The sequence below is a fragment of the Streptomyces sp. NPDC049577 genome (assembly GCF_040675635.1).
Lineage (GTDB): Bacteria > Actinomycetota > Actinomycetes > Streptomycetales > Streptomycetaceae > Streptomyces.
In genome coordinates, this window is the sequence record NZ_JBFAPH010000096.1 from 1 (window position 1) to 19,271 (window position 19,271).

The window sequence follows — 19,271 nt, forward strand, 5'->3', positions numbered from 1 at the left end:
CCGTCCTCGGCCGCGCGACCACCCCCGAGGGCCTCTGGCTCAAAGCCACCCTCCTCAACCCCCCCCGCGGCCGGCGAGGGGATGATCTCCGCGCCCCACATGGCGAGCAGCTGCCGCCGCTCTTCGCTGGTGTTCTCGGGCATCACGCAGATCATGCGGTAGCCCTTGAGGCGGGCGGCCATGGCGAGGGAGATGCCGGTGTTGCCGGAGGTGGGCTCCAGGATGGTGCAGCCGGGGGTGAGCCTGCCGTCCTTCTCCGCCTGCTCGATCATGTGCAGGGCGGGGCGGTCCTTGACCGAGCCGGTGGGGTTGCGGTCCTCCAGCTTGGCCCAGATCCGCACGGAGCCGGACGGCGACAGGCGCGGCAGGCGGACCAGCGGGGTGTCGCCGACCGAGGCCAGGTGGCTTTCGTAGCGCACGAGCGCCCCGATCAGACGCTGCCGCCGGCCACGGCCGGGAGGATCGTCACGTTGTCGCCGTCGCCCAGCTCCGTGGCGATGCCGCCCAGGAAGCGGACGTCCTCGTCGTTGAGGTAGACGTTGACGAAGCGGCGCAGCTCGCCGGTCTCGTCGACGAGCCGCTCCCGGATGCCCGCGTGACGGGTGTCGAGGTCCTTGAAGAGCTCGTCGAGCGTGGCTCCGCTGCCCTGGACGGCCTTCCGGCCGTCGGTGTAGGTGCGGAGGATGGTCGGGATGCGGACCTCGATGGCCATGGAATGAGCTCCAGTCGGAGTGCGGGGAGGTTCCTACGGGACAACCGTGGGCGCATCGTATCGATTCCCTGTCCACTTCCCGGAAGTTCGTCCCGGCATCCGGACCGGCCGGTCTCAGGGTGCGGGCTCGGCCTCGGGAGCACCCACCACCTCGACCGCCTCTTCCCTGACCTCGCCGTCCACGATGCGGAACGAGCGGAACTGGAAGGGGCCCGCGCCGTCGGTGTCGGCGGTGGAGACCAGCACGTAGTGCGCGCCGGGCTCGTTCGCGTAGGAGATGTCCGTGCGGGACGGGTAGGCCTCGGTCGCGGTGTGGGAGTGGTAGATGACGACGGGGTCCTCGTCGCGGTCGTCCATCTCGCGGTAGAGCTTGAGGAGATCGGTGGAGTCGAACTCGTAGAAGGTGGGCGAGCGGGCCGCGTTGAGCATCGGGACGAAGCGCTCGGGCCGGTCGCTGCCGGCCGGCCCGGCGACCACGCCGCACGCCTCGTCCGGGTGGTCGGCGCGGGCGTGCGCGACGATCTGGTCGTACAGGGCCTGGGAGATGGTCAGCATGGGCCGATGATAAGCGGACGCACGTACGGAAAGGGCCCGCCCGTACCACATCGTGGTACGGGCGGGCCCGGATTCCGGACTCAGCCGCCGGGGGCGGTGGGGGTCAGGCGGCCGTCCCGGCCGACTCGACCTCCTCGGCGCGCGCCGTGTAGTCCTTCGCGGCGAAGGCCTCGGGGTTGCGCTTCTTGAGCACGACGTACGAGACCCACATGATCGCCGCCCAGACGGGGGCGCAGTACAGCGAGACCCGCGCGTCCTTGTCGATGCCCATCATCACGATGACCATGAGGATGAAGGCGAGGGCGAAGAGGCTGGTCCACGGCGCGCCCGGGGCCCGGAACGCGGACTGCGGGAGCTCGCCGCGGTCGGCCTTGCGGCGGTAGCGCAGCTGAGCGACGAGGATCACGATCCACGCCCACATGCCGGAGATGGTCGCGAAGGAGACGACGTAGTCGAACGCCTTGCCCGGCCACTCGTAGTTGATCACGACGCCGACCAGCATCAGCGCGGCGGAGAAGGTGGTGCCGCGCAGGGGCAGGCCGCCCTTGGTCAGCTGGCCGAAGAACTTCGGGCCCTGGCCGTTGAGGGACAGGTCGCGCAGCATGCGGCCGGTGGAGTACATGCCGGAGTTGCAGGACGACAGCGCCGCGGTGAGGACCACGAAGTTGACGATTCCGGCGCCGGCCGGCAGGCCGATCTTCTGGAAGGCGGCCACGAACGGGCTGACGCCCGGCATGAACTCGCCCCACGGGACCACGGCCAGGATGATGATCAGCGCGCCGATGTAGAAGACCGCGATGCGCCACGGCACGGTGTTGATCGCCTTGGGGAGCGTCTTCTGCGGGTCCTTGGCCTCGCCCGCGGTGACGCCGACCAGCTCGACGGCGAGGAAGGCGAACATCACGATCTGCAGGGTCATCAGGGTGTTGCCGATGCCGTGCGGGAAGAATCCGCCGTCGTTCCAGAGGTTGGCGACGGTGGCGGTGTCACCGGCGTCGGAGAAGCCGATGGTGAGCACGCCGATACCGATGAGGATCATGCCGATGATGGCGGTGACCTTGACCATCGAGAACCAGAACTCCAGCTCACCGAAGAGCTTCACGGAGATCAGGTTGGCGAAGTAGAGGATGACGGTGAAGACCAGCGCCGAGACCCATTGCGGGATCGACTTGTTCCAGTACTGCACATAGGAGGCCGCGGCGGTCACCTCGACGATGCCGGTGACGACCCAGAAGAGCCAGTACGTCCATCCGGTCACATAGCCCCAGAAGGGGCCGAGGAACTCCCGGGCGTAGTCCGAGAAGGAGCCCGACACCGGGCGGTACATGAGCAGCTCGCCGAGCGCTCGCATGATGAAGAAGATGACCAGGCCGGCTATCGCGTAGGCCAGGATCAGGCTCGGACCGGCCTTGGATATGGCCTTGCCCGCGCCGAGAAACAGACCGGTGCCGATGGCGCCACCAATGGCGATCATCTGAATCTGTCGGTTGCCCAGCCCTCGCTGGTAACCCTCGGAAGCGTCCTGTCCGCTTCCGTTGTGAACCTGCCCGCCGGCTTCGCCCGCGGTGCGGTCCGCGACCTGCTCAGAGGTCATGGTGGTGCGCCTTTCTCCATACCGATCCGGTTCTGCTCCGGATCGGGTCCCGATCCCCCCGGATGGAGTTCCTGCATGCCGACGGTCGGCCGGCTCAGCGCCCCCGCCGTGACATGGGTGGCGTCACGGAGGCAGGTCGGCAAGATGTATCACGGCCGACGCGCAGATCGTCCAGGGGTTTGTGGCGCACGACACAAATAAATTTGATGAAATGGGGCGACCGCAACCAAAAAGCGGCCGACAAGGTGACTCGATCGTTATCCGCCCATGAGGGACTCGACCAGCGTCTCCTGGAGCCCGCCGAGCCAGAGGTAGGCCATGACCATGGGCTTGCGCGGATCCTCGTCCGGCAGCCGGTACAGAGCCTCGCCCTGGTCCTCGTCGGTGACCTCCAGCCGGGCCCCGATGGTCAGCCGCAGGTCGTTGAGCGCGCCGAGCCACTGCCGGCACTCGTCCGGCGACAGCCGCAGCACGGCCTCCTCGTCGTCGCCGCCGACGAGCGAGAGCCCGTCGAGGGAGCGGACCATGCCCAGCGCGTCCCCGCGCTTGCGGTCGCGCAGGTCGTTCTCGGTGTAGCGGCGGAACTCGGACGCGTAGGCGCGCTCCCGCTCGTCCTGCTCGGCGCCCGGCGAGCCGTAGGCGTCCGGGAAGAGCCGGGCCAGCGCGGGATCGGCCGGCGGCTCGCTGGGGCCCTCGGCGAAGAGCCGGGCGAGCGGGTCGGCGGCCTCCGGGCCCTCCGTCTCGCCGGGCCCGATCAGCTCCAGCAGCTGCACCGCCAGACTGCGCAGGATGGAGACCTCGACCTCGTCCAGGGCGACGGCCGCCCCGCCGCCGGGCAGCGGCTCGAAGTGCCCGGCCATCAACGGTCCTGCGACAGGGTCGCCCAGAGCCCGTAACCGTGCATCGCCTGCACGTCGCGCTCCATCTCCTCACGGGTGCCGCTGGAGACGGTGGCGCGGCCCTTGTGGTGCACGTCGAGCATCAGCCTGTGTGCCTTGTCCTTGGGGTAACCGAAGTAGGCCTGGAAGACATACGTCACGTAACTCATGAGGTTGACGGGGTCGTTATGGACCAGGGTCACCCAGGGGACGTCGGGCTCGGTCACCTGATCGGCCTGCGGCCGCTCGTACTCCACCGGTGCAACACTCACGGTATCCATGCTGCCACTTGCGCCCGGAGGGCGCACAAACGGGGTGCGCCACGGCGCGGCCGGCTCCGCCCCAAGAGAAATCGTCACTCTGACGAAATCCGGGGTAGCATCGTTCCCATGAACTCAGCGGACCTGAGGCTGCCCGTCGACGTGCCGTCGACGGCCCTCTTCACCGACCGGTACGAGCTCACGATGCTGCAGGCCGCGCTGCGGGCCGGCACCGCCGACAGGCGGTCCGTGTTCGAGGTCTTCACGCGCCGCCTGCCCGACGGGCGCCGGTACGGCGTCGTGGGCGGCGTCGGCCGTGTCCTGGACGCCGTGGAGAACTTCCGCTTCGACCCGGCCGTCCTGGAGTTCCTGGATCGGCACGGCGTCGTCGACGCCCCGACCCTCGAGTGGCTCGCCGGGTACCGCTTCCGCGGCGACATCTGGGGCTACCCCGAGGGCGAGGTCTACTTCCCCGGCTCGCCCGTGCTGCGCGTGGAGGGCACCTTCGCCGAGGCGGTGCTGCTGGAGACGGTGATCCTCTCCATCCTCAACCACGACTCCGCCGTCGCCGCCGCGGCCTCGCGGATGGCCGTGGCCGCCGGCGACCGGCCGCTGATCGAGATGGGCGCGCGCCGCACCCACGAGCTGGCGGCCGTCGCCGCGGCCCGCGCCGCGTACGTCGGCGGCTTCTCCTCCACCTCCGACCTGGCCGCCGGCTTCCGCTACAACATCCCGACCATCGGCACCAGCGCCCACGCCTTCACCCTGCTGCACGACAGCGAGCGCGACGCCTTCACCGCCCAGGTCGCCTCGCTCGGCGGCGGCACGACCCTGCTGGTGGACACGTACGACGTCGAGGAGGCGGTCGCGATGGCCGTCGAGATCGCCGGCACCGGCCTCGGCGCGGTCCGCATCGACTCCGGCGACCTGCTGCTGCTCGCCCACCGGGTGCGCCGCCAGCTGGACGACCTGGGGGCCAAGGAGACCCGCATCGTGGTCACCAGCGACCTCGACGAGTACGCCATCGCCTCGCTGGCCGCCGCCCCCGTGGACGCGTACGGCGTCGGCACCCAGCTGGTCACCGGCAGCGGCCACCCGACCTGCTCGATGGTCTACAAGCTCGTGGCCCGCGCCGACGGGCCGGGCGAGGACGCCCCGCTGCGCCCGGTGGCCAAGAAGTCCATGGGCGGCAAGACTTCGATCGGCGGCCGCAAGTGGGCGGCGCGCCGCGTCGACGCGGCCGGGGTGGCCGAGGCGGAGGTCGTGGGCACCGGTGCGGTACCGGAGGAGCTGCGGGAGAGACAGCTGCTGGTGGAGCTCGTGCGGGGCGGCGAGGTCGTCGCCCGCGAACCCCTGGAGGCGGCCCGGCAGCGGCACATCGCGGCCCGGGCCGGACTGCCGATGTCGGCGGCCCAGCTCTCGCGCGGCGAGCCCGTGCTGCCCACGGAATACGTCTGAGCGCCCCCTGTGCCCCTCCCCCGGCGCCACCCGACTCACTACCCTCGGTCACAACACGTAGATCCACGAATGTCGATCCGTGAGGGCCCCTCCACCTAAGGATCTGCACCATGAACCGTGCACTGATCATCGTCGACGTGCAGAACGACTTCTGCGAGGGCGGCAGCCTCGCGGTGGCCGGCGGCGCCGACGTGGCGGCCGCGATAACCGACCTGGTGGGCGAGGCGCCCGCCGGGTACGCGCACGTCGTCGCGACACGCGATCACCACATCGAGCCGGGTGGGCACTTTTCCGACCACCCCGACTTCGAGCGCTCCTGGCCGCCGCACTGCGTGGCGGGCACCGAGGGCAACAGCTTCCACCCGAACCTCGCGCCCGTCATCGCCTCGGGCGCCATCGAGGCGGTCTTCGACAAGGGCGCGTACTCCGCCGCCTACAGCGGCTTCGAGGGCACGGACGAGAACGGCACCGGCCTGGCGGACTGGCTGCGCGAGCGGGACGTGACCGAGGTCGACGTGGTGGGCATCGCCACCGACCACTGCGTGCGGGCCACCGCGCTGGACGCGCGGCGCGCCGGCTTCGCCACACAGGTGCTGCTCGACCTGACGGCGGGCGTGGCGCCGCACACCACCCAGCAGGCGCTGGAGGAGCTGCGGGACGCGGGCGTCGAGCTGAGCGGCAAGCCGGTCGTCCAGGGCGGCTGAGGCGCCTCAGGCGGCTCCGGCGGGCTTCCTGCGGGGCAGGAGGGTGACGATCGGGTGCCAGGCCCCGTTGCCCCCGTCGTCGGCGGGCCGCCAGACCAGCCCGTCGGGGTGGTGCAGCACGGCCGTGATCTCGTCGGAGGAGGGCGGCTCGGTGTTGCCGCGCAGGTAGACGGCGCGCAGCCCGAGGTTGCGCAGCCGGGTCAGGGCCCGCTGGCGGTTGCGGGCGCGCACCAGGACGCGGACGCGGCTGCCCGGGAGGGCGCCGCCCCCGGGCGGGCTGGGCAGGGACAGGGCGACGACCACGCTGCCGTCGACCAGCTTGGCGTACCCACCGCCTGCCATCGGCCTCACGCCTCCCTCGACTGCCGGAAAGACGACTTTTTTGACCCTGTCGCCCGGTGTGTCAATAAGACGGTCATGAGAGGCATTCTGGACGCGAACGGCCGCCGCCCGCCAGTGGGCGACGGCCGTTCGGGACCCGCGGGGAGCTCCCCCGGATCAGGCCTTGATCACTTGGTGGACGGGCCCACCTGGACGGTCATCGAGCTGCCGCTGGGGGCCTCGGTGAGGATCCGGATCCGGGTGTTGGTGTCGGCCAGCTTCACACCGCCGGACGGGTTGGACTCGTCGTAGTAGCTGCCCTTGTGGTCGTCGAAGACCGGGACGCCCAGCTTGGCCTTGACGCGGGCGGCGACGCCGTCCGAGTGGACCGTGTAGCCGTCCGTCGGGTACCAGCTGAAGGGCGAGTCGTAGGCCTGGAAGCGGTTGCGCATGATCGAGCCGTCGGCCCACTTCTCGGCCTTCGGGTGGGCGTCGACCGGCAGGATGCGGCCGGAGCCCGGGTGCACGCCGACGTTGTTGTCCGCCTGCGAGGTGTCCCACAGCCAGATCAGCAGACCGTTCTGGTACGGGTAGTGCTCGACCCAGCCCGGCTTGGTGCTCTTGAAGCCGAAGTTGTACGGACCGACCTTGAGGGTCTTGTCGTACGAGACGTACTGGCGGTTCTCGGCGATGTAGTACTGCGGGTACTCCTTGGTGAAGGAGGCGCCGATGCGCGAGAAGCCCTTCACCGTCCAGCCGTTGTCGTCGCCCTCGGCGCCGTCGGCCAGGAGGGCCTTGCCGTCGGCGGTCAGGGTGATGGCGTCGGCGGTGAAGCCCTTGCCGGAGGTGCCGCCGTCGGTGGCGTAGCGGAAGCGCAGGTCGATCTTCTTGCCCGCGTAGGCGTCGAGGTTGTACGACAGCTTCTTGTACGCGCCCGAGACGCCCGTCAGGGCCGGCTTGTCGCCGCCGTCACGGGTGATGACCTTGCCGTCCGCGGTGCCGTCGACCGGGACCCAGTTGGCGCCGCCGTCCGTGGAGACCTCGGTGTAGAGGTAGTCGTAGTTCTCCTCGATGTCCCACCAGCCGGAAAGGTCCAGCGTGGCCTTGGACTTGCCGGTGAGGTCGACCGGGCGGGACAGCGTGTTCTTCAGGTCGTCGCCCTGGCCGGACCACCACTGCTTCGAGCCCTCGGCGGGCTTGACGACATCGGTGGTGATCTTCTTGGCCGGCAGGTCGACGACGAGCGCCTGCTTGTCCTTGGTGTTGTACTCCGCGACGCCCAGCTTGTGCGTGGACTTCGTGGCGGCCTTGGCCTTGTCGTAGTTCAGCCAGCCGAGCTGGAGCTTGTCCCAGGCGCTCATGTCGCCGGGCAGGTCACCGATGGTGTCCTTGCCGGTGCCCAGCCAGGAACCGGAGGACATCAGCGACCAGAAGGCCACCGAGGACTCACCGGTGCCGGTGGTGTCGTACTCGTCCGGCAGGCCCAGGTCGTGGCCGTACTCGTGGGCGAAGACGCCCAGGCCGCCGTTCTCCGGCTGCATGGTGTAGTCGCCGACCCAGAAGCCGGTGTTGCCGATCTGCGTGCCGCCCGCCTTGTTGTCCGCGGGGCCGGTCTTGCCGGCGTCGGAGCCGTAGGCGTACCAGCGGTGGGCCCAGATCGCGTCCTTGCCCTGCGCGCCGCCGCCGGCGGACTCGTCCTCGCCGGCGTGCACGATCTGGAAGTGGTCGATGTAACCGTCGGGCTCGTTGAAGTTGCCGTTGTGGTTGTAATCGTTGCGGTCCCACTTGTCGTACTGGGCCAGCGTCGCCTTGATGTCCGCGTCCGAGCGGCCGGCGGCCTTCTGGTCCTCGACCCACTTGTTGACCGCGTCGCGCACCAGGTCCCAGGCGCTGGGGCAGTTGGTGGAGCCGCAGTAGTTGGAGCCGTACCGCGCCTCGTTCCAGGGGACCCGGACCCAGTCGGTGACCTGGCCGTCGACCGAGTAGCGCCCGGAGGACTGCTTCTCGTAGTACTTGGCCAGGGACTCCTTGTCCTGGTCGTGCGAGAAGTACAGGTCCTGGAAGTGCTGGCGGTTGTAGTCCGCCGACCAGGCCGTGCTGTTGTCCTTCGCGCGGTCCGGCTTGGATATCTGGTTGTGCGCGGGGCCGGGCTTGCCGCCGTACTTCTTCACGGGCGGCTTCGGGCCGTCGGGGCCGTCCGGGTCGTACATGGTCGTGTCGTCGACCTTGTCGCCGAAGTCGACCAGGATCGTGAAGATCTTGTCGGTCTTCTCGCGGCCCAGCTCGACGTACTTGCCGCGGCCGAGCTGCACGACCTTGGACGCGCCCCGCTGCTCCGCCTTCGCGTCACCGGAGATGACCTGCTCGAGGGCGGCCTTGCGCTGGTCGGCCTGCTTCTTGGAGTACGGGCCCTTGAGGTCGTGCTCCACGCCGCGCTTGACCTCGGCCGGGTCGTGGCGCTCGACGGTGGTGGGCGAGTTGGTCGCGCTCGCCGCCTGTGCGACACCCGTCGACAGGGTCACCGCGCCGAGGGCGGCGACGACCGTCGCCGCGGCGGCGGCTCTGGCGACCCTCCGTTGGCTGCTGTTCACTTGTGAATGTCCTCCCCAGTATGAACTGTGGAGGTATTTGACCGGAGTGACGCAAGAAAAGACAGATCTTGACTGTGCAGGTCAGAGCAAGTACGTTATCCGGCCTTTACGTTGCCGATTTCGGTCACATTGATGCCAGGCCGGGCAATGCGCCGGTGCCGCACGCCCCGCGCGCCCCCATGCTTCCGGCACGGTGTGTTAGGTCACGCTTACCGCACGTTCCTTCAGGGCAGAGAGGTCCGTAGAGTCGGGTTTTGAGGTTCGGTTGAGGTACGGACCGGCCGGCTCGCCTTCGCATGCCCCCGTAAACGTTGCCTTGTTGCCTTGAGGACGGATCCCGCCATGCCGCGTCCGACTCCCGCACAGATCGCCTACGGCTCGGCCACCGTTGTGCTCTCGACCGTCGTCCTGCTCCTGCTCACGCACGCCCGCTCGGGCGCCGCGGTCGCCTTCGTCGCGCTCGCGGCCCTCGCGCTCGGGCTCATCACCGCCGCCCTCGCCCCGGGCCGGCTCCGGCGGCGCCCCCGCGTGCGCGCCCGCCTCCGCGTCCGGTCCGTCACGCTGTCGCGGGTGCCGCGCCAGCGCGAGCACGCGGTGCTGGGCGAGCCCTCGGTGCGCGGCTGACTCAGTGCGCGGCTGACTCAGTGCGCGGTCGAGACCACCACGGTCTTGGCCGCCTTGTCGTGGAGGCACTGGTGGTAGGGCTTGTCCCAGGTGCACCACAACACGTTCACCAGCCAGAAGAGGAAGCCGCAACACGGCACGATCTCCGGCAGGTTGTACACGGCCGCCCGCGTCCACCCGGGCGCGCCCTCGGGCACCGCGCCGTCCTCCAGCATGGCCACGCGGATCTTCATCGCCATCTTGCCGACCGTCTGGCCGCGGTGGGTCAGCATCAGCCCCTCGTAGACGAAGTACACGACGGCGATGATGATCGACAGTGAGGTCGACTTGGCGTTGTCCCGCCAGGGGTTCCAGCCCCAGGTGGCCAGCGAGAACACGAGGCTGACGGGGATGGAGACGAGCAGGCCGTCGATGATCCGGGCGACGAGGCGGCGAAAGCGGTTCGCCAGCGGCGGCATTCCGGCGAGCGGATCGGGCTGACCGTACGGGCCCGCGGGCCCGCCGGGCCCTGGGGGGTACGGCCCCGGGCCGCCGGGCCCTGGGGGGTACGGCGGTGGCTGATCACTGCTCATGCCCCGAGTAGAACCCAGAGATCAGGCTTCCGCATCCCGGGGCACCCACGGAGGCGGTGCGGGGCGGGCCCCGCTCACCCCGCCACGAACGTCCGGGCCGCCTTGTCGTGCCAGCACTGGCGCCAGGGACGGTCGAACGCGCAGTTCAGTACCCCGAAGAGGCCCACCCCCAGCACGCCCGTCAGGGCGTAGAGCAGCCACCTCCGCAGCGCCCGGCCGAACGGCACGCGGTCCTGGGACTCCACGTCCAGCACGCGCACCCCGCAGGCCCGCTTGCCGAGCGTGCGGCCCCAGAGGGCCGTCGGCAGGGCCTCGTAGAGCACGCCGCCCACCAGGAGGACGGCGAGGACGATCGCCAGGTACGTGCCCGTCGTGCCGTCGATGAGCCACACCGTCACCGTCTCACCGGACTGCCGGGCCTGGGCGATCTTCTCGTCGACATGTTCGACGGACTTGGCCCACAGCGGAGCGGCGACGGCGCCGACCACGCCGCCCAGGATCATCGTGTCGAGCAGCCGCGCGACGAGGCGGCGGCCGAACGGGGCGGGCCGGCGCGGGGCGCGGGCGGCGGCGGTCTGCCGGAAGGGGTCCTCGGGCGACTGCTGCCAGGGCGCGAGGCCGTCGGCGAGCTGGTGGACCTGCTGGGCCCAGCCGACCGGCTGGGGCGTGACCCGGGCGGGCGGCGGGCTCTCCCGGCGCGGCACGGGCAGGGGCGCCTGCTCGGGCTCGGGGGCCGGGTGGCCCGCGAGGGGGGCCGGCGGGCCGCCGGGCGCGGCGCCGTGCGGCTTGGGGCGGGGGTTGAGCGCGCCCTGCCGGGCGAGACCGGCGAGATCGTCCACGGACTCCTCGGTCCACAGCGGAGCGACCGGCTCCGGCCGCGCGGGCTCGCTCAGCGCGGGGTCCTCGTCCAGGAACACCGGGCCCGTCTCCTCGATCCGCACGGCCTCGGCGGCGCGGGGCGTCTCGACGCGCGGCACCTCGGCCCGGGGCGCCGCCTGGGGCGCGGTCTGGGGCGCGGCCTGGTGCACAGCCTGAGGCGCGGTCTGGGGCGCGGCCTGGTGCACGGCCCTCTGCGCCGTGGGCGAGGGCGGCACGGGCCCGGCGAGCGCGGGCAGCGCGGCGGAGACGGCCGATGCGGGCGGCGCGGGCATCGGCTCGCCCTCGGCGGGCGCGGGCCTGCTCGTGCCGGGCACCCATGCGGTGCCGCTCCAGTAGCGGATGTAGCCCGGGATGGAGGGGTCGGGATAGAAGCCACTGGGGGGACTGTGGTCGGCGGTTCCCGAGGTAGGTGCGCTCATGGTCTCGGTGTCCCGTATCTGTCGGCCGTAACTGGGGGTGAGTGGACGCTCGCACATCGCGTGCACCGCTGGTCTACCAGACCGGCCTCCCCCGTGTGGCCGTCCCCGGGGCGGGACCACTCACACGTGCGACTGGAGGCCTGGGTGGGGCCCCCGGGGCGCGCTCCCCCGAAAGAGTTCGTGTTCGTGGTGCGAAGTCGCGTAATGAGGTGGGGTCTCTGCGCTCTCTTCCGGTGCGGGCCCGTTCCGCGGGCCGCGCACCGAGGCAGCAGAGCAGAGAGGGCGCAGTCATGCACACCCTGGTGGAACGCGAGCTGGAGATCGAGCTGGTCCTGTCACCGGCGCACGCCGTCGCCGTCCCGGCCCGGCTGACCTACCGAGCCGAGGATCCGTACGCCGTCCACGTGTCCTTCCACGTCAGGTCACAGGCGCCGGTGCGCTGGACGTTCGCGCGGGAGCTGCTGACGACCGGTCTGTTCCGGGCGTGCGGAGAGGGGGACGTGCGGGTGTGGCCGGTGCGGGGCGGGCGGCGGACGCTGGTGTGTCTGGCGCTGTGCTCGCCCGACGGGGAGGCCCTGTTGCGGGCCCCCGCGTCGCCGGTGTCGGCCTGGCTGGGGCGGACGATGCGCGCGGTGCCGCCGGGAGAGGAGCGGCGCTGGCTGCGGCTGGACGAGATGCTGCGGGAACTGCTGGCCGCGACTGCGGGGGACGACGGGCGGCCGGAGCCCGGTGTTTAGGCACGGTGGGCACGGCAGGCACCGCGGGCACCGCCGGCGCCAGGTCCGCCGCCTGCGGCCCCGCTGCCTCCGCCGGCGTGCGGGTGAGGAACTCGATGGAGTGACCGTCGGGGTCGTCGACGTACACGGCACGGCCGTCCGCGCGGCGCTGGATCCGCTGGGGGTCCCGGTGCTTGGGATCGCCCCAGTAGGGCAGGCGGCGGGCTCTGATGCGGGCGTGGACCGCGTCGAACTCGTCCTCCGAGACGCGGAAGGCGAGGTGCTGCATCACGATGCGGTCGGGCGTGACCATGGTGTCGGCGAAGTCGACGGTCACTCCGCCCGCGAGCGGAACGGCGGCGAAGTCGCCGCACGCCTCGGGCGCGGGGGCGCCGAGGAGTTCGGCGAGGAAGCGGGCGGAGAGGAAGCGGTCCGTGCTGTGCACGATGGTGTGGTCGAGGCGAGCGGGCACGTGACCTCCTGGAGCGCTCAGGGCCGGCCGGGATCGCTTGATCCGTGTCCCTTCGACGGTACGTCTCCGCATATCGGACGTTCCGGACTGGACCCCGGCTGTGTCAGGTCGCTGTGCGTCAGATCGGGCTGCGGCTTCCCCTGACCGCCCTTCGACCGCCCTCTGACCGCCCTTCGTGCCCGCCTTCCGGTGTCCCGTCAGAGGACCTTGCCGGGGTTGAGGATCCCGAGCGGGTCGAAGACGGCCTTGATGCCGCGCTGCATCTCCATGGCGACCGGCCCGGCCTCCCGGGCCAGCCAGTCCTTCTTGAGCACGCCGACCCCGTGCTCGCCGGTGATCGTGCCGCCCAGTTCCAGACCGAGGGCCATGATCTCGTCGAAGGACTCACGCGCCCGCCGCGTCTCGTCGGGGTCGGCGGGGTCGAAGCAGACGACGGGGTGGGTGTTGCCGTCCCCGGCGTGCGCGCAGACGCCGATGGTCAGTCCGTGCCGCTCGGCGATGGCGGCGGTGCCGTCGAGCATGCCGGCCAGCCGTGAGCGGGGCACGCACACGTCGTCGATCATCGTGGCGGGCCGCAGGGTCTCCAGGGCGGGCAGGGACATGCGCCGGGCCTGGAGCAGCAGGTCGGACTCGGCCGCGTCCTCGGCCGGCACGACCTGGGTGGCGCCCGCCGCGGTGCACAGTTCGGCGACGGCGGCTAGGTCGGGGCCGGGGTCGGGGGTGTCGAAGGCGGCCAGCAGCAGCGCCTCGGTGCTCTCGGGCAGGCCCATCCGGGCCATGGCGTTGACGGCGCGCACGGTCGTGCCGTCCATCAGCTCCAGCAGCGAGGGCGCGTGGCTCCGGCCCATGATCCGGGTGACGGCCTCGCAGGCGGCGGCGACCGAGGGGAACTCCGCGGCCAGCGCCAGCTGCTGCGGCGGCGCGGGGCGCAGGGCGAGGACGGCCCGCACGATCACGCCGAGGCTGCCCTCGGAGCCGACGAACAGCCGGGTGAGGTCGTAGCCGGCCACGCCCTTGGCGGTGCGGCGGCCGGTGGTCAGCAGCCGGCCGTCGGCGAGGACGACGTCGAGGCCGAGGACGTACTCGGCGGTGACCCCGTACTTGACGCAGCACAGCCCGCCGGAGGCGGTGCCGATGTTGCCGCCGATGGTGCACTGTTCCCAGCTGGAGGGGTCCGGCGGGTAGCACAGGCCGTGTTCGGCGACGGCGCGGGAGAGGACGGCGTTGACCACGCCGGGCTCGACGACGGCGATCCGGTCGACCGGGTCGATCTCCAGGATGCGGTCCATCTTGACGAGCGAGAGCACGACGCAGCCGTCCGTGGCGTTGGCCGCGCCGGACAGCCCGGTGCGGGCCCCCTGCGGGACGACGGGCACGCGCAGCGCGGTGGCGGTGCGCATGACGTGCCGCACCTGCTCCACGGTGCGCGGCAGCACGACGACGGCGGGAGCCCCGGCCGCGCAGAAGCCCGCCATGTCCCTGGCGTAGGAGGCGGTGACGTCGGGGTCGGTGATGACGGCTTCGGCGGGAAGCCCTTCGCGCAGCTGACCGATGAGATCGCCCATGGGCCCACCCTGTCAGTCACAGGGTGGGCAGGGGAAGATCGCTACCGGCCGTGCCGCGCGATCGGGGATTCACTGCCCGGGGATTCACTGCCCGGGGATTCAGTGCCCGGGAATTCGCGGTCAGAGATTGCCGCGGCGCTCCTGCTCGCGCTCGATGGCCTCGAACAGGGCCTTGAAGTTGCCCTTGCCGAAGCCCATGGAGCCGTGCCGCTCGATCATCTCGAAGAACACGGTCGGGCGGTCCTGGACCGGCTTGGTGAAGATCTGCAGCAGGTAGCCGTCCTCGTCGCGGTCGACGAGGATCTTCAGCTCGCGCAGCGTCTCGACCGGCACCCGGGTCTCGCCGGCCCACTCGCCGAGCGTGTCGTAGTACGCGTCGGGGGTGTCGAGGAACTGCACGCCGGCCGCGCGCATGGCCCGCACCGTGGCGACGATGTCGTTGGTGTTGAGCGCGATGTGCTGGACGCCCGGGCCGCCGTAGAACTCGAGGTACTCGTCGATCTGCGACTTCTTCTTGGCGATGGCCGGCTCATTGAGCGGGAACTTCACCTTGCGGGTGCCGTCGGCGACGACCTTCGACATGAGCGCGGAGTACTCGGTGGCGATGTCGTCGCCGACGAACTCCTTCATGTTGGTGAACGCCATGACGTTGTTGTAGAAGCTCACCCAGTCGTTCATCCTGCCGAGCTCGACGTTGCCCACACAGTGGTCGATGGCCTGGAACAGCCGCTCGCCCGGCTCGACGATCGGATCGGCGGCCACATAGCCCGGCAGGTACGGGCCCTTGTAGCCGGAGCGCTCGACGAGGGTGTGGCGGGTTTTGCCGTACGTGGCGATCGCGGCCAGGACGACGGTGCCGTGCTCGTCCTCGACCTCGTGCGGCTCCTCCAGGCCGGTGGCGCCGTGCGCGAGGGCGTAGGCGTACGCGGCGCGGGCGTCCGGCACCTCGATGGCGAGGTCGACGACGCCGTCGCCGTGCTCGGCGACGTGCTCGGCCAGGAAGCGGCCGCGGTCGGTGGTCGCCTTGATGACCGTCGTGAGCACGAAGCGGGCGCCGCCCGACTCCAGGACGTAACTCGCCGTCTCCCGGCTGCCGTTCTCCGGTCCGGAGTACGCGACGAGCTTCATGCCGAAGGCGGTGGAGTAGTAGTGCGCGGCCTGCTTGGCGTTGCCGACGGCGAAGACGACCGCGTCCATCCCCTTGACCGGGAAGGGGTCGGCCTGCCGTGCGGTGTCGAGGGTGTGATCCGTGGTCTGAGTCATGGCCGCAGGGTCTCTCTCATCCACAAGGTGCGCAATAGTTTGCGTCTTCGCTGGGCATTCTGCATAGCGGAGGACCGGCCCGGACGGGTGTTGTGTACACGATGACCACGAGAGGCAGGCAAGGGTGATCGATCGTTTGGACGGCAGGCTGATCGAGCTGCTCGCGGAGGAGCCGCGGATCGGCGTCCTGGAGGCGTCCCGCCGGCTGGGCGTGGCGCGCGGCACGGTGCAGGCGCGACTGGACCGGCTCCAGTCCCAGGGCGTCGTCCGGGGCTTCGGCCCGGACGTCGACCCGGCGGCGCTGGGCTATCCGGTGACCGCGTTCGCCACGCTGGAGATCAAGCAGGGCCAGGGCGCGGACGTGCGGTCGCACCTGGCGACCGTGCCGGAGGTGCTGGAGCTGCACACCACGACCGGGCACGGCGACATGCTGTGCCGGCTGGTGGCCCGCTCGAACGCGGACCTCCAGCGGGTGATCGACCGGGTCGTCGGCTTCGACGGCATCGTGCGGGCGTCGACGGCGATCGTCATGGAGAACCCGGTGCCGCTGCGGATCATCCCGCTGGTCAAGCAGGCGGCGGAGGGCTAGCAGGCCGGGACGTCGCGCCCCGCCGCGAGGGCCTTCAGGGCGTCCACGGCGCCCTTGAGGTCCGTCACCGGGATCAGCCGCAGCCCCTTCGGGGTGTGCCCGGTGGCGTCCGAGCACTCGTCCTTCGGGACGAGGAAGACGGTGGCGCCGTCCCGCTGGGCCGCCTGCGTCTTGAGCGCGACCCCGCCGACCGCGCCGACCGTCCCGTCCGGCTCGATCGTCCCGGTGCCGGCGATGGTCCGGCCGCCGGTCAGGTCACCGCCCTGCCCGTCGCCGTCCAGCTTGTCGACCACGCCGAGCGCGAAGAGCAGCCCCGCGCTCGGCCCGCCGATGTCGGCCAGGCTGAGCTGGACCTTGACGTCCTTCGGCGAGCGGTGGAGATAGCCGAGGGCGGCCGCGGCAGCCGCGTCCTGCGACTTCTTCATCTCCTCGACGTTGTGCTTCTCCACTTCCGTGTCGGACTGCCCGGAGGGGTAGACCGCGTCGTGCGGCATGATCGCCCGGTCGGTGCGGAACCACCCGTCGACCACGTCGTCGAGCCCGACCGCGGTGTCCGGACCGGTCGCCACGATCGTCGTCATCCGCAGTTGCCCGGTCGTCCTGCGGACGGGCGCCCCGCTGATCGAGATCACCGGCGTGTTCTTGCCGGCCTTGTCGGTCTTGTCGGCCCCGAGGACGTTCACGGTCGACCCCGGCTGCGCGACGGCGAACGGCAACGGCACGAACGCGGCGACCGCGAGCAGGGCGACGACGGGGGCGGCGCAGAGCGCGAGGGTCCGGTGGCGGGTGCTCCAAGGCATGCTGCGAATCTAGTTCACGGGGTGGACGGGACGTGACACCCGGTGGCGTGCGGCCGGCACCGAAAGAACCGGGCCCGGCCCGCACGCGCAGGGGCAAGGCCCCTTCAGCTCCATCCGCACCCGTTGTCCGCCGCGGCGGTGGGGAGCCGGACGGCGCGGGCCGGCGGTACCGAACCGGCCTGACGGCCGGGGCCCACGGGCCGGGCAGGGCTGGGCACCGCCGGACACCACCACGGTGGCTGATCAACGCTGCGGCGGGAGGGCAGAAGAGGCACGGCCCCTTCAGCGCAACCCCGGACCCGGTGGCCGCCGCGCCGGGAAAGGGGAACCGGTCAGCGCAGTGCGTCCGCCACTTCCTTTGCCGCTTCCATGACGCGTGGGCCCACGCGCTGCGGCACCGAGTCCGCCAGCATGACCACGCCGACGCTGCCCTCTATGCCCGTCACGCCGATCAGCGGTGCCGCCGCGCCGCTCGCGCCGGCTTCCAGTTCGCCGTGGGTCAGGGCGTATCCGGGGCCGTCGGCCTCGCCCCGGCGTGCCGCGAGGATGGCCCGGCCGGCCGCGCCGCGGTCCAGGGGGTGCCGGAACCCGGCGCGGTAGGCCACGTGGTAGTCGGTCCAGGTCGGCTCGACGACGGCGACCGCGAGCGCCTCGGCCCCGTCGACGAGCGTGAGGTGGGCGGTGGCCCCGATGTCCTCCGCCAGCGCGCGCAGCGCCGGCAGGGCCGCCTCCCTGACGAGCGGGTGCACCTGCCGCCCCAGCCGCAGCACGCCGAGACCGACGCGGGCGCGGCCGCCGATGTCACGGCGTACGAGTGCGTGCTGTTCGAGCGTGGCGAGCAGACGGTAGACGACGGTGCGGTTCACACCGAGCCGGGTGGCGAGCTCGGTGACGGTCAGGCCGTGGTCGGTGTCGGCAAGCAGTTTGAGGACGCGCAGTCCCCTGTCGAGCGTCTGCGAAGTCTCCGCGGTCACGACGCCCCTCCTCCGATGAGTGGCGGCCCTCATCGCGGTGGGGTCGCACCGCCGGTCCCGTCCGGCAGCGCGCGACAAGAGGCCGCCGGCCGCTGGACGCAATGGCACCGGCTGCGCTCCGCGGCGGCGCTGCCACGGGGCGTTGCGTGACCGGCACCGTAACGCCGCCGGTCCGTTCTGCGGAAGAGTCTGCCCACAATCCGGTCAGCGCGCACCGGGATTCCCACTATCGGCGCGGACTTCCCACGATGCGGACACAGTTGGTGGCGTGAAGAGGTGACGGTTCGTCTTACGCGGGCTTTAGGGTGATCGCCATGCAGATTTCCCGAATAGCCACCGCGGTGGCCGCCGGCGTCATCGCGCCCACCGTCTTCCTGGCGGCCCCGGCGGTCGCCGACGACAAGCCGGCGGTTCCCGCCGGTTCGGTCGTCACGCCTCCGAAGAAGGACGGCGAGCAGGACAAGACCACCGACCAGACCGCCACCACGAAGACCGTGCTGACGGTGAAGGACTTCACCGGCACGTTCAAGGCGGGCGGCGACGCGACCGGCCTGTCCGTGGACATCGACAACAGCAAGGGCGACAGGACCTTCGACGGCTACGCCGTTTTCTTCCACCTGGAGAAGTCCGAGCAGAAGATCGACCCGGCCGACGTCAAGGCACAGTTCTGGGACGAGGCCAAGGCGGCCTGGCAAAACACGTCGATGGACAAGGCCGTGGGTGGCGGCGGCGTGCTCAAGGTCGAGAAGGGCAAGATCGCCACGCTCCGGTTCCGCATCGGATTCTCGGCCAAGGTGCCGGCGGGCAAGGGCACCTTCCAGCTGCGGGCCATCGCCGGCGGCATGGACAAGTCGATCGACCCGGACCCCATCACGGTGAACTTCGACGTCACCGCCGCGGAGAAGGAGTCCCCCAAGCCGAGCCAGAGCCAGACGTCCGGCACGCACGGCAAGCCTTCGCCGTCCGCGTCGAAGCCGGCCACCGCCGCGCCGTCGGCCTCCGCCTCGGCGTCCGCCACGCCGTCCGCTTCCGCGTCGCCGACGGCTGCCACCGACGCGTCGTCCGGCTCGGGCCCGTCGGCCGCCGGCGGTGAGGGCGAGCTCGCCGCGACCGGTTCCAGCACGGCCACCCCGTGGATCGCCGCGGGCGCGGCGGCGGCGATCGTCGCGGGCGCGGCCATCGTCATCGCGGTCCGCCGACGCCAGTCGGCCTAGCGGCCAGGCCCACCCGTTTTCCCCGCCGCGGCGGAAAGGAAAAGGAAGGGGCCGCGCCCCCTCACCACCGACCAGCACCACTTCCCCGCCGCGGCGGGACGAGGGGGCCGC

Annotated in this window: 20 protein-coding genes and 1 pseudogene; 6 read left to right on the forward strand and 15 right to left on the reverse strand. The window is 71.2% G+C overall.

Features of this window, described 5'->3' with window-relative positions; all coding sequences use genetic code 11:
- From AB0K09_RS13575 to clpS, 6 genes are all read right to left on the reverse strand, one after another.
- A partial coding sequence (locus AB0K09_RS13575) for a pyridoxal-phosphate dependent enzyme (protein WP_366065515.1) occupies positions 1 to 419 on the reverse strand: 419 nt, incomplete at its 3' end.
- Between the two features lie 11 nt (positions 420 to 430).
- Positions 431 to 712 carry a MoaD/ThiS family protein gene (locus AB0K09_RS13580; protein ID WP_366065516.1) on the reverse strand — a complete coding sequence of 94 codons (282 nt, stop codon included), beginning with the start codon at positions 710 to 712 and terminating at the stop codon, positions 431 to 433.
- A 114-nt stretch (positions 713 to 826) separates the two neighbouring features.
- On the reverse strand, positions 827 to 1,267 hold the full coding sequence (locus AB0K09_RS13585) for a M67 family metallopeptidase (RefSeq protein WP_366065517.1): 441 nt from the start codon (positions 1,265 to 1,267) through the stop codon (positions 827 to 829).
- Between the two features lie 103 nt (positions 1,268 to 1,370).
- Complete coding sequence (locus AB0K09_RS13590; RefSeq protein ID WP_366065518.1) at positions 1,371 to 2,861, reverse strand: amino acid permease; 1,491 nt, start codon at positions 2,859 to 2,861, stop codon at positions 1,371 to 1,373.
- 257 nt (positions 2,862 to 3,118) lie between these two features.
- Positions 3,119 to 3,721: a DUF2017 domain-containing protein gene (locus AB0K09_RS13595; RefSeq protein ID WP_366065519.1), complete on the reverse strand. Its 603-nt coding sequence runs from the start codon at positions 3,719 to 3,721 to the stop codon at positions 3,119 to 3,121.
- The gene (gene clpS / locus AB0K09_RS13600) at positions 3,721 to 4,020 is read right to left on the reverse strand and encodes an ATP-dependent Clp protease adapter ClpS (RefSeq protein ID WP_366065520.1); all 300 of its coding nucleotides are present in this window, start codon (positions 4,018 to 4,020) and stop codon (positions 3,721 to 3,723) included. Before clpS ends, AB0K09_RS13595 begins: the two co-directional genes overlap by 1 nt.
- Positions 4,021 to 4,128: 108 nt before the next feature.
- Here clpS and AB0K09_RS13605 point away from each other — a divergent pair, with 108 nt between their 5' ends.
- Together AB0K09_RS13605 and AB0K09_RS13610 are read left to right on the forward strand one after the other, a co-directional pair.
- Positions 4,129 to 5,457, forward strand: coding sequence for a nicotinate phosphoribosyltransferase (locus AB0K09_RS13605; protein WP_366065521.1), 1,329 nt, complete (start codon positions 4,129 to 4,131; stop codon positions 5,455 to 5,457).
- A 110-nt stretch (positions 5,458 to 5,567) separates the two neighbouring features.
- A complete protein-coding gene (locus AB0K09_RS13610) occupies positions 5,568 to 6,161 on the forward strand; it encodes an isochorismatase family protein (protein WP_366065522.1) in 594 nt (197 codons plus the stop codon).
- Between the two features lie 6 nt (positions 6,162 to 6,167).
- On the opposite strand, the gene AB0K09_RS13615 is transcribed toward AB0K09_RS13610, so the two are convergent.
- Together AB0K09_RS13615 and AB0K09_RS13620 are read right to left on the reverse strand one after the other, a co-directional pair.
- Positions 6,168 to 6,503 (reverse strand): hypothetical protein, encoded by a 336-nt coding sequence (locus AB0K09_RS13615; protein ID WP_366065523.1) that lies wholly within the window; start codon positions 6,501 to 6,503, stop codon positions 6,168 to 6,170.
- A 167-nt stretch (positions 6,504 to 6,670) separates the two neighbouring features.
- Entirely contained in the window at positions 6,671 to 9,073 is a 2,403-nt protein-coding gene (locus AB0K09_RS13620) for an immune inhibitor A domain-containing protein (RefSeq protein WP_366065524.1), read from the reverse strand.
- A gap of 342 nt (positions 9,074 to 9,415) precedes the next feature.
- On the opposite strand from AB0K09_RS13620, the gene AB0K09_RS13625 reads away from it, so the two are divergent.
- On the forward strand, positions 9,416 to 9,697 hold the full coding sequence (locus AB0K09_RS13625) for a hypothetical protein (protein ID WP_366065525.1): 282 nt from the start codon (positions 9,416 to 9,418) through the stop codon (positions 9,695 to 9,697).
- 17 nt (positions 9,698 to 9,714) lie between these two features.
- Here AB0K09_RS13625 and AB0K09_RS13630 read toward each other — a convergent pair whose 3' ends face one another.
- Both AB0K09_RS13630 and AB0K09_RS13635 read right to left on the reverse strand, forming a co-directional pair.
- Positions 9,715 to 10,269, reverse strand: a complete 555-nt coding sequence (locus tag AB0K09_RS13630) for an RDD family protein (RefSeq protein ID WP_366065526.1) — start codon at positions 10,267 to 10,269, stop codon at positions 9,715 to 9,717.
- A 74-nt stretch (positions 10,270 to 10,343) separates the two neighbouring features.
- Entirely contained in the window at positions 10,344 to 11,567 is a 1,224-nt protein-coding gene (locus AB0K09_RS13635) for an RDD family protein (protein ID WP_366065527.1), read from the reverse strand.
- Positions 11,568 to 11,857: 290 nt separating this feature from the next.
- Here AB0K09_RS13635 and AB0K09_RS13640 point away from each other — a divergent pair, with 290 nt between their 5' ends.
- The gene (locus AB0K09_RS13640) at positions 11,858 to 12,304 is read left to right on the forward strand and encodes an SsgA family sporulation/cell division regulator (protein WP_366065528.1); all 447 of its coding nucleotides are present in this window, start codon (positions 11,858 to 11,860) and stop codon (positions 12,302 to 12,304) included.
- A gap of 148 nt (positions 12,305 to 12,452) precedes the next feature.
- Here AB0K09_RS13640 and AB0K09_RS13645 read toward each other — a convergent pair.
- The 3 genes and pseudogenes from AB0K09_RS13645 to hppD form a co-directional block, all read right to left on the reverse strand.
- Positions 12,453 to 12,827, reverse strand: a pseudogene (locus AB0K09_RS13645) (hypothetical protein); the annotation flags it as partial.
- Positions 12,828 to 12,952: 125 nt separating this feature from the next.
- The gene (locus tag AB0K09_RS13650; protein WP_366065529.1) at positions 12,953 to 14,320 is read right to left on the reverse strand and encodes an FAD-linked oxidase C-terminal domain-containing protein; all 1,368 of its coding nucleotides are present in this window, start codon (positions 14,318 to 14,320) and stop codon (positions 12,953 to 12,955) included.
- Positions 14,321 to 14,440: 120 nt separating this feature from the next.
- Complete coding sequence (gene hppD / locus AB0K09_RS13655) at positions 14,441 to 15,583, reverse strand: 4-hydroxyphenylpyruvate dioxygenase (protein ID WP_366065530.1); 1,143 nt, start codon at positions 15,581 to 15,583, stop codon at positions 14,441 to 14,443.
- A 124-nt stretch (positions 15,584 to 15,707) separates the two neighbouring features.
- On the opposite strand from hppD, the gene AB0K09_RS13660 reads away from it, so the two are divergent.
- Entirely contained in the window at positions 15,708 to 16,172 is a 465-nt protein-coding gene (locus tag AB0K09_RS13660; protein ID WP_366065531.1) for an Lrp/AsnC family transcriptional regulator, read from the forward strand.
- Here the strand turns inward: AB0K09_RS13660 and AB0K09_RS13665 are convergent.
- Together AB0K09_RS13665 and AB0K09_RS13670 are read right to left on the reverse strand one after the other, a co-directional pair.
- A complete protein-coding gene (locus AB0K09_RS13665; protein WP_366065532.1) occupies positions 16,169 to 16,972 on the reverse strand; it encodes a S16 family serine protease in 804 nt (267 codons plus the stop codon). The genes AB0K09_RS13660 and AB0K09_RS13665 overlap by 4 nt on opposite strands.
- Positions 16,973 to 17,304: 332 nt before the next feature.
- Positions 17,305 to 17,946: a helix-turn-helix domain-containing protein gene (locus AB0K09_RS13670; RefSeq protein WP_366065533.1), complete on the reverse strand. Its 642-nt coding sequence runs from the start codon at positions 17,944 to 17,946 to the stop codon at positions 17,305 to 17,307.
- Positions 17,947 to 18,260: 314 nt separating this feature from the next.
- On the opposite strand from AB0K09_RS13670, the gene AB0K09_RS13675 reads away from it, so the two are divergent.
- Complete coding sequence (locus AB0K09_RS13675) at positions 18,261 to 19,160, forward strand: LAETG motif-containing sortase-dependent surface protein (RefSeq protein ID WP_366065534.1); 900 nt, start codon at positions 18,261 to 18,263, stop codon at positions 19,158 to 19,160.
- The last annotated feature ends 111 nt before the right edge of the window (positions 19,161 to 19,271 follow it).

Excerpts from the sequence above, each read along its gene's own strand:
- AB0K09_RS13580 (WP_366065516.1), bottom strand. The coding sequence starts at position 712 with ATGGCCATCGAGGTCCGCATCCCGACCATCCTCCGCACCTACACCGAC.
- AB0K09_RS13585 (WP_366065517.1), bottom strand. The coding sequence starts at position 1,267 with ATGCTGACCATCTCCCAGGCCCTGTACGACCAGATCGTCGCGCACGCC.
- AB0K09_RS13590 (WP_366065518.1), bottom strand. The coding sequence starts at position 2,861 with ATGACCTCTGAGCAGGTCGCGGACCGCACCGCGGGCGAAGCCGGCGGG.
- AB0K09_RS13595 (WP_366065519.1), bottom strand. The coding sequence starts at position 3,721 with ATGGCCGGGCACTTCGAGCCGCTGCCCGGCGGCGGGGCGGCCGTCGCC.
- clpS (WP_366065520.1), bottom strand. The coding sequence starts at position 4,020 with ATGGATACCGTGAGTGTTGCACCGGTGGAGTACGAGCGGCCGCAGGCC.
- AB0K09_RS13605 (WP_366065521.1), top strand. The coding sequence starts at position 4,129 with ATGAACTCAGCGGACCTGAGGCTGCCCGTCGACGTGCCGTCGACGGCC.
- AB0K09_RS13610 (WP_366065522.1), top strand. The coding sequence starts at position 5,568 with ATGAACCGTGCACTGATCATCGTCGACGTGCAGAACGACTTCTGCGAG.
- AB0K09_RS13615 (WP_366065523.1), bottom strand. The coding sequence starts at position 6,503 with ATGGCAGGCGGTGGGTACGCCAAGCTGGTCGACGGCAGCGTGGTCGTC.
- AB0K09_RS13625 (WP_366065525.1), top strand. The coding sequence starts at position 9,416 with ATGCCGCGTCCGACTCCCGCACAGATCGCCTACGGCTCGGCCACCGTT.
- AB0K09_RS13630 (WP_366065526.1), bottom strand. The coding sequence starts at position 10,269 with ATGAGCAGTGATCAGCCACCGCCGTACCCCCCAGGGCCCGGCGGCCCG.
- AB0K09_RS13635 (WP_366065527.1), bottom strand. The coding sequence starts at position 11,567 with ATGAGCGCACCTACCTCGGGAACCGCCGACCACAGTCCCCCCAGTGGC.
- AB0K09_RS13640 (WP_366065528.1), top strand. The coding sequence starts at position 11,858 with ATGCACACCCTGGTGGAACGCGAGCTGGAGATCGAGCTGGTCCTGTCA.
- AB0K09_RS13650 (WP_366065529.1), bottom strand. The coding sequence starts at position 14,320 with ATGGGCGATCTCATCGGTCAGCTGCGCGAAGGGCTTCCCGCCGAAGCC.
- hppD (WP_366065530.1), bottom strand. The coding sequence starts at position 15,583 with ATGACTCAGACCACGGATCACACCCTCGACACCGCACGGCAGGCCGAC.
- AB0K09_RS13665 (WP_366065532.1), bottom strand. The coding sequence starts at position 16,972 with ATGCCTTGGAGCACCCGCCACCGGACCCTCGCGCTCTGCGCCGCCCCC.
- AB0K09_RS13675 (WP_366065534.1), top strand. The coding sequence starts at position 18,261 with ATGCAGATTTCCCGAATAGCCACCGCGGTGGCCGCCGGCGTCATCGCG.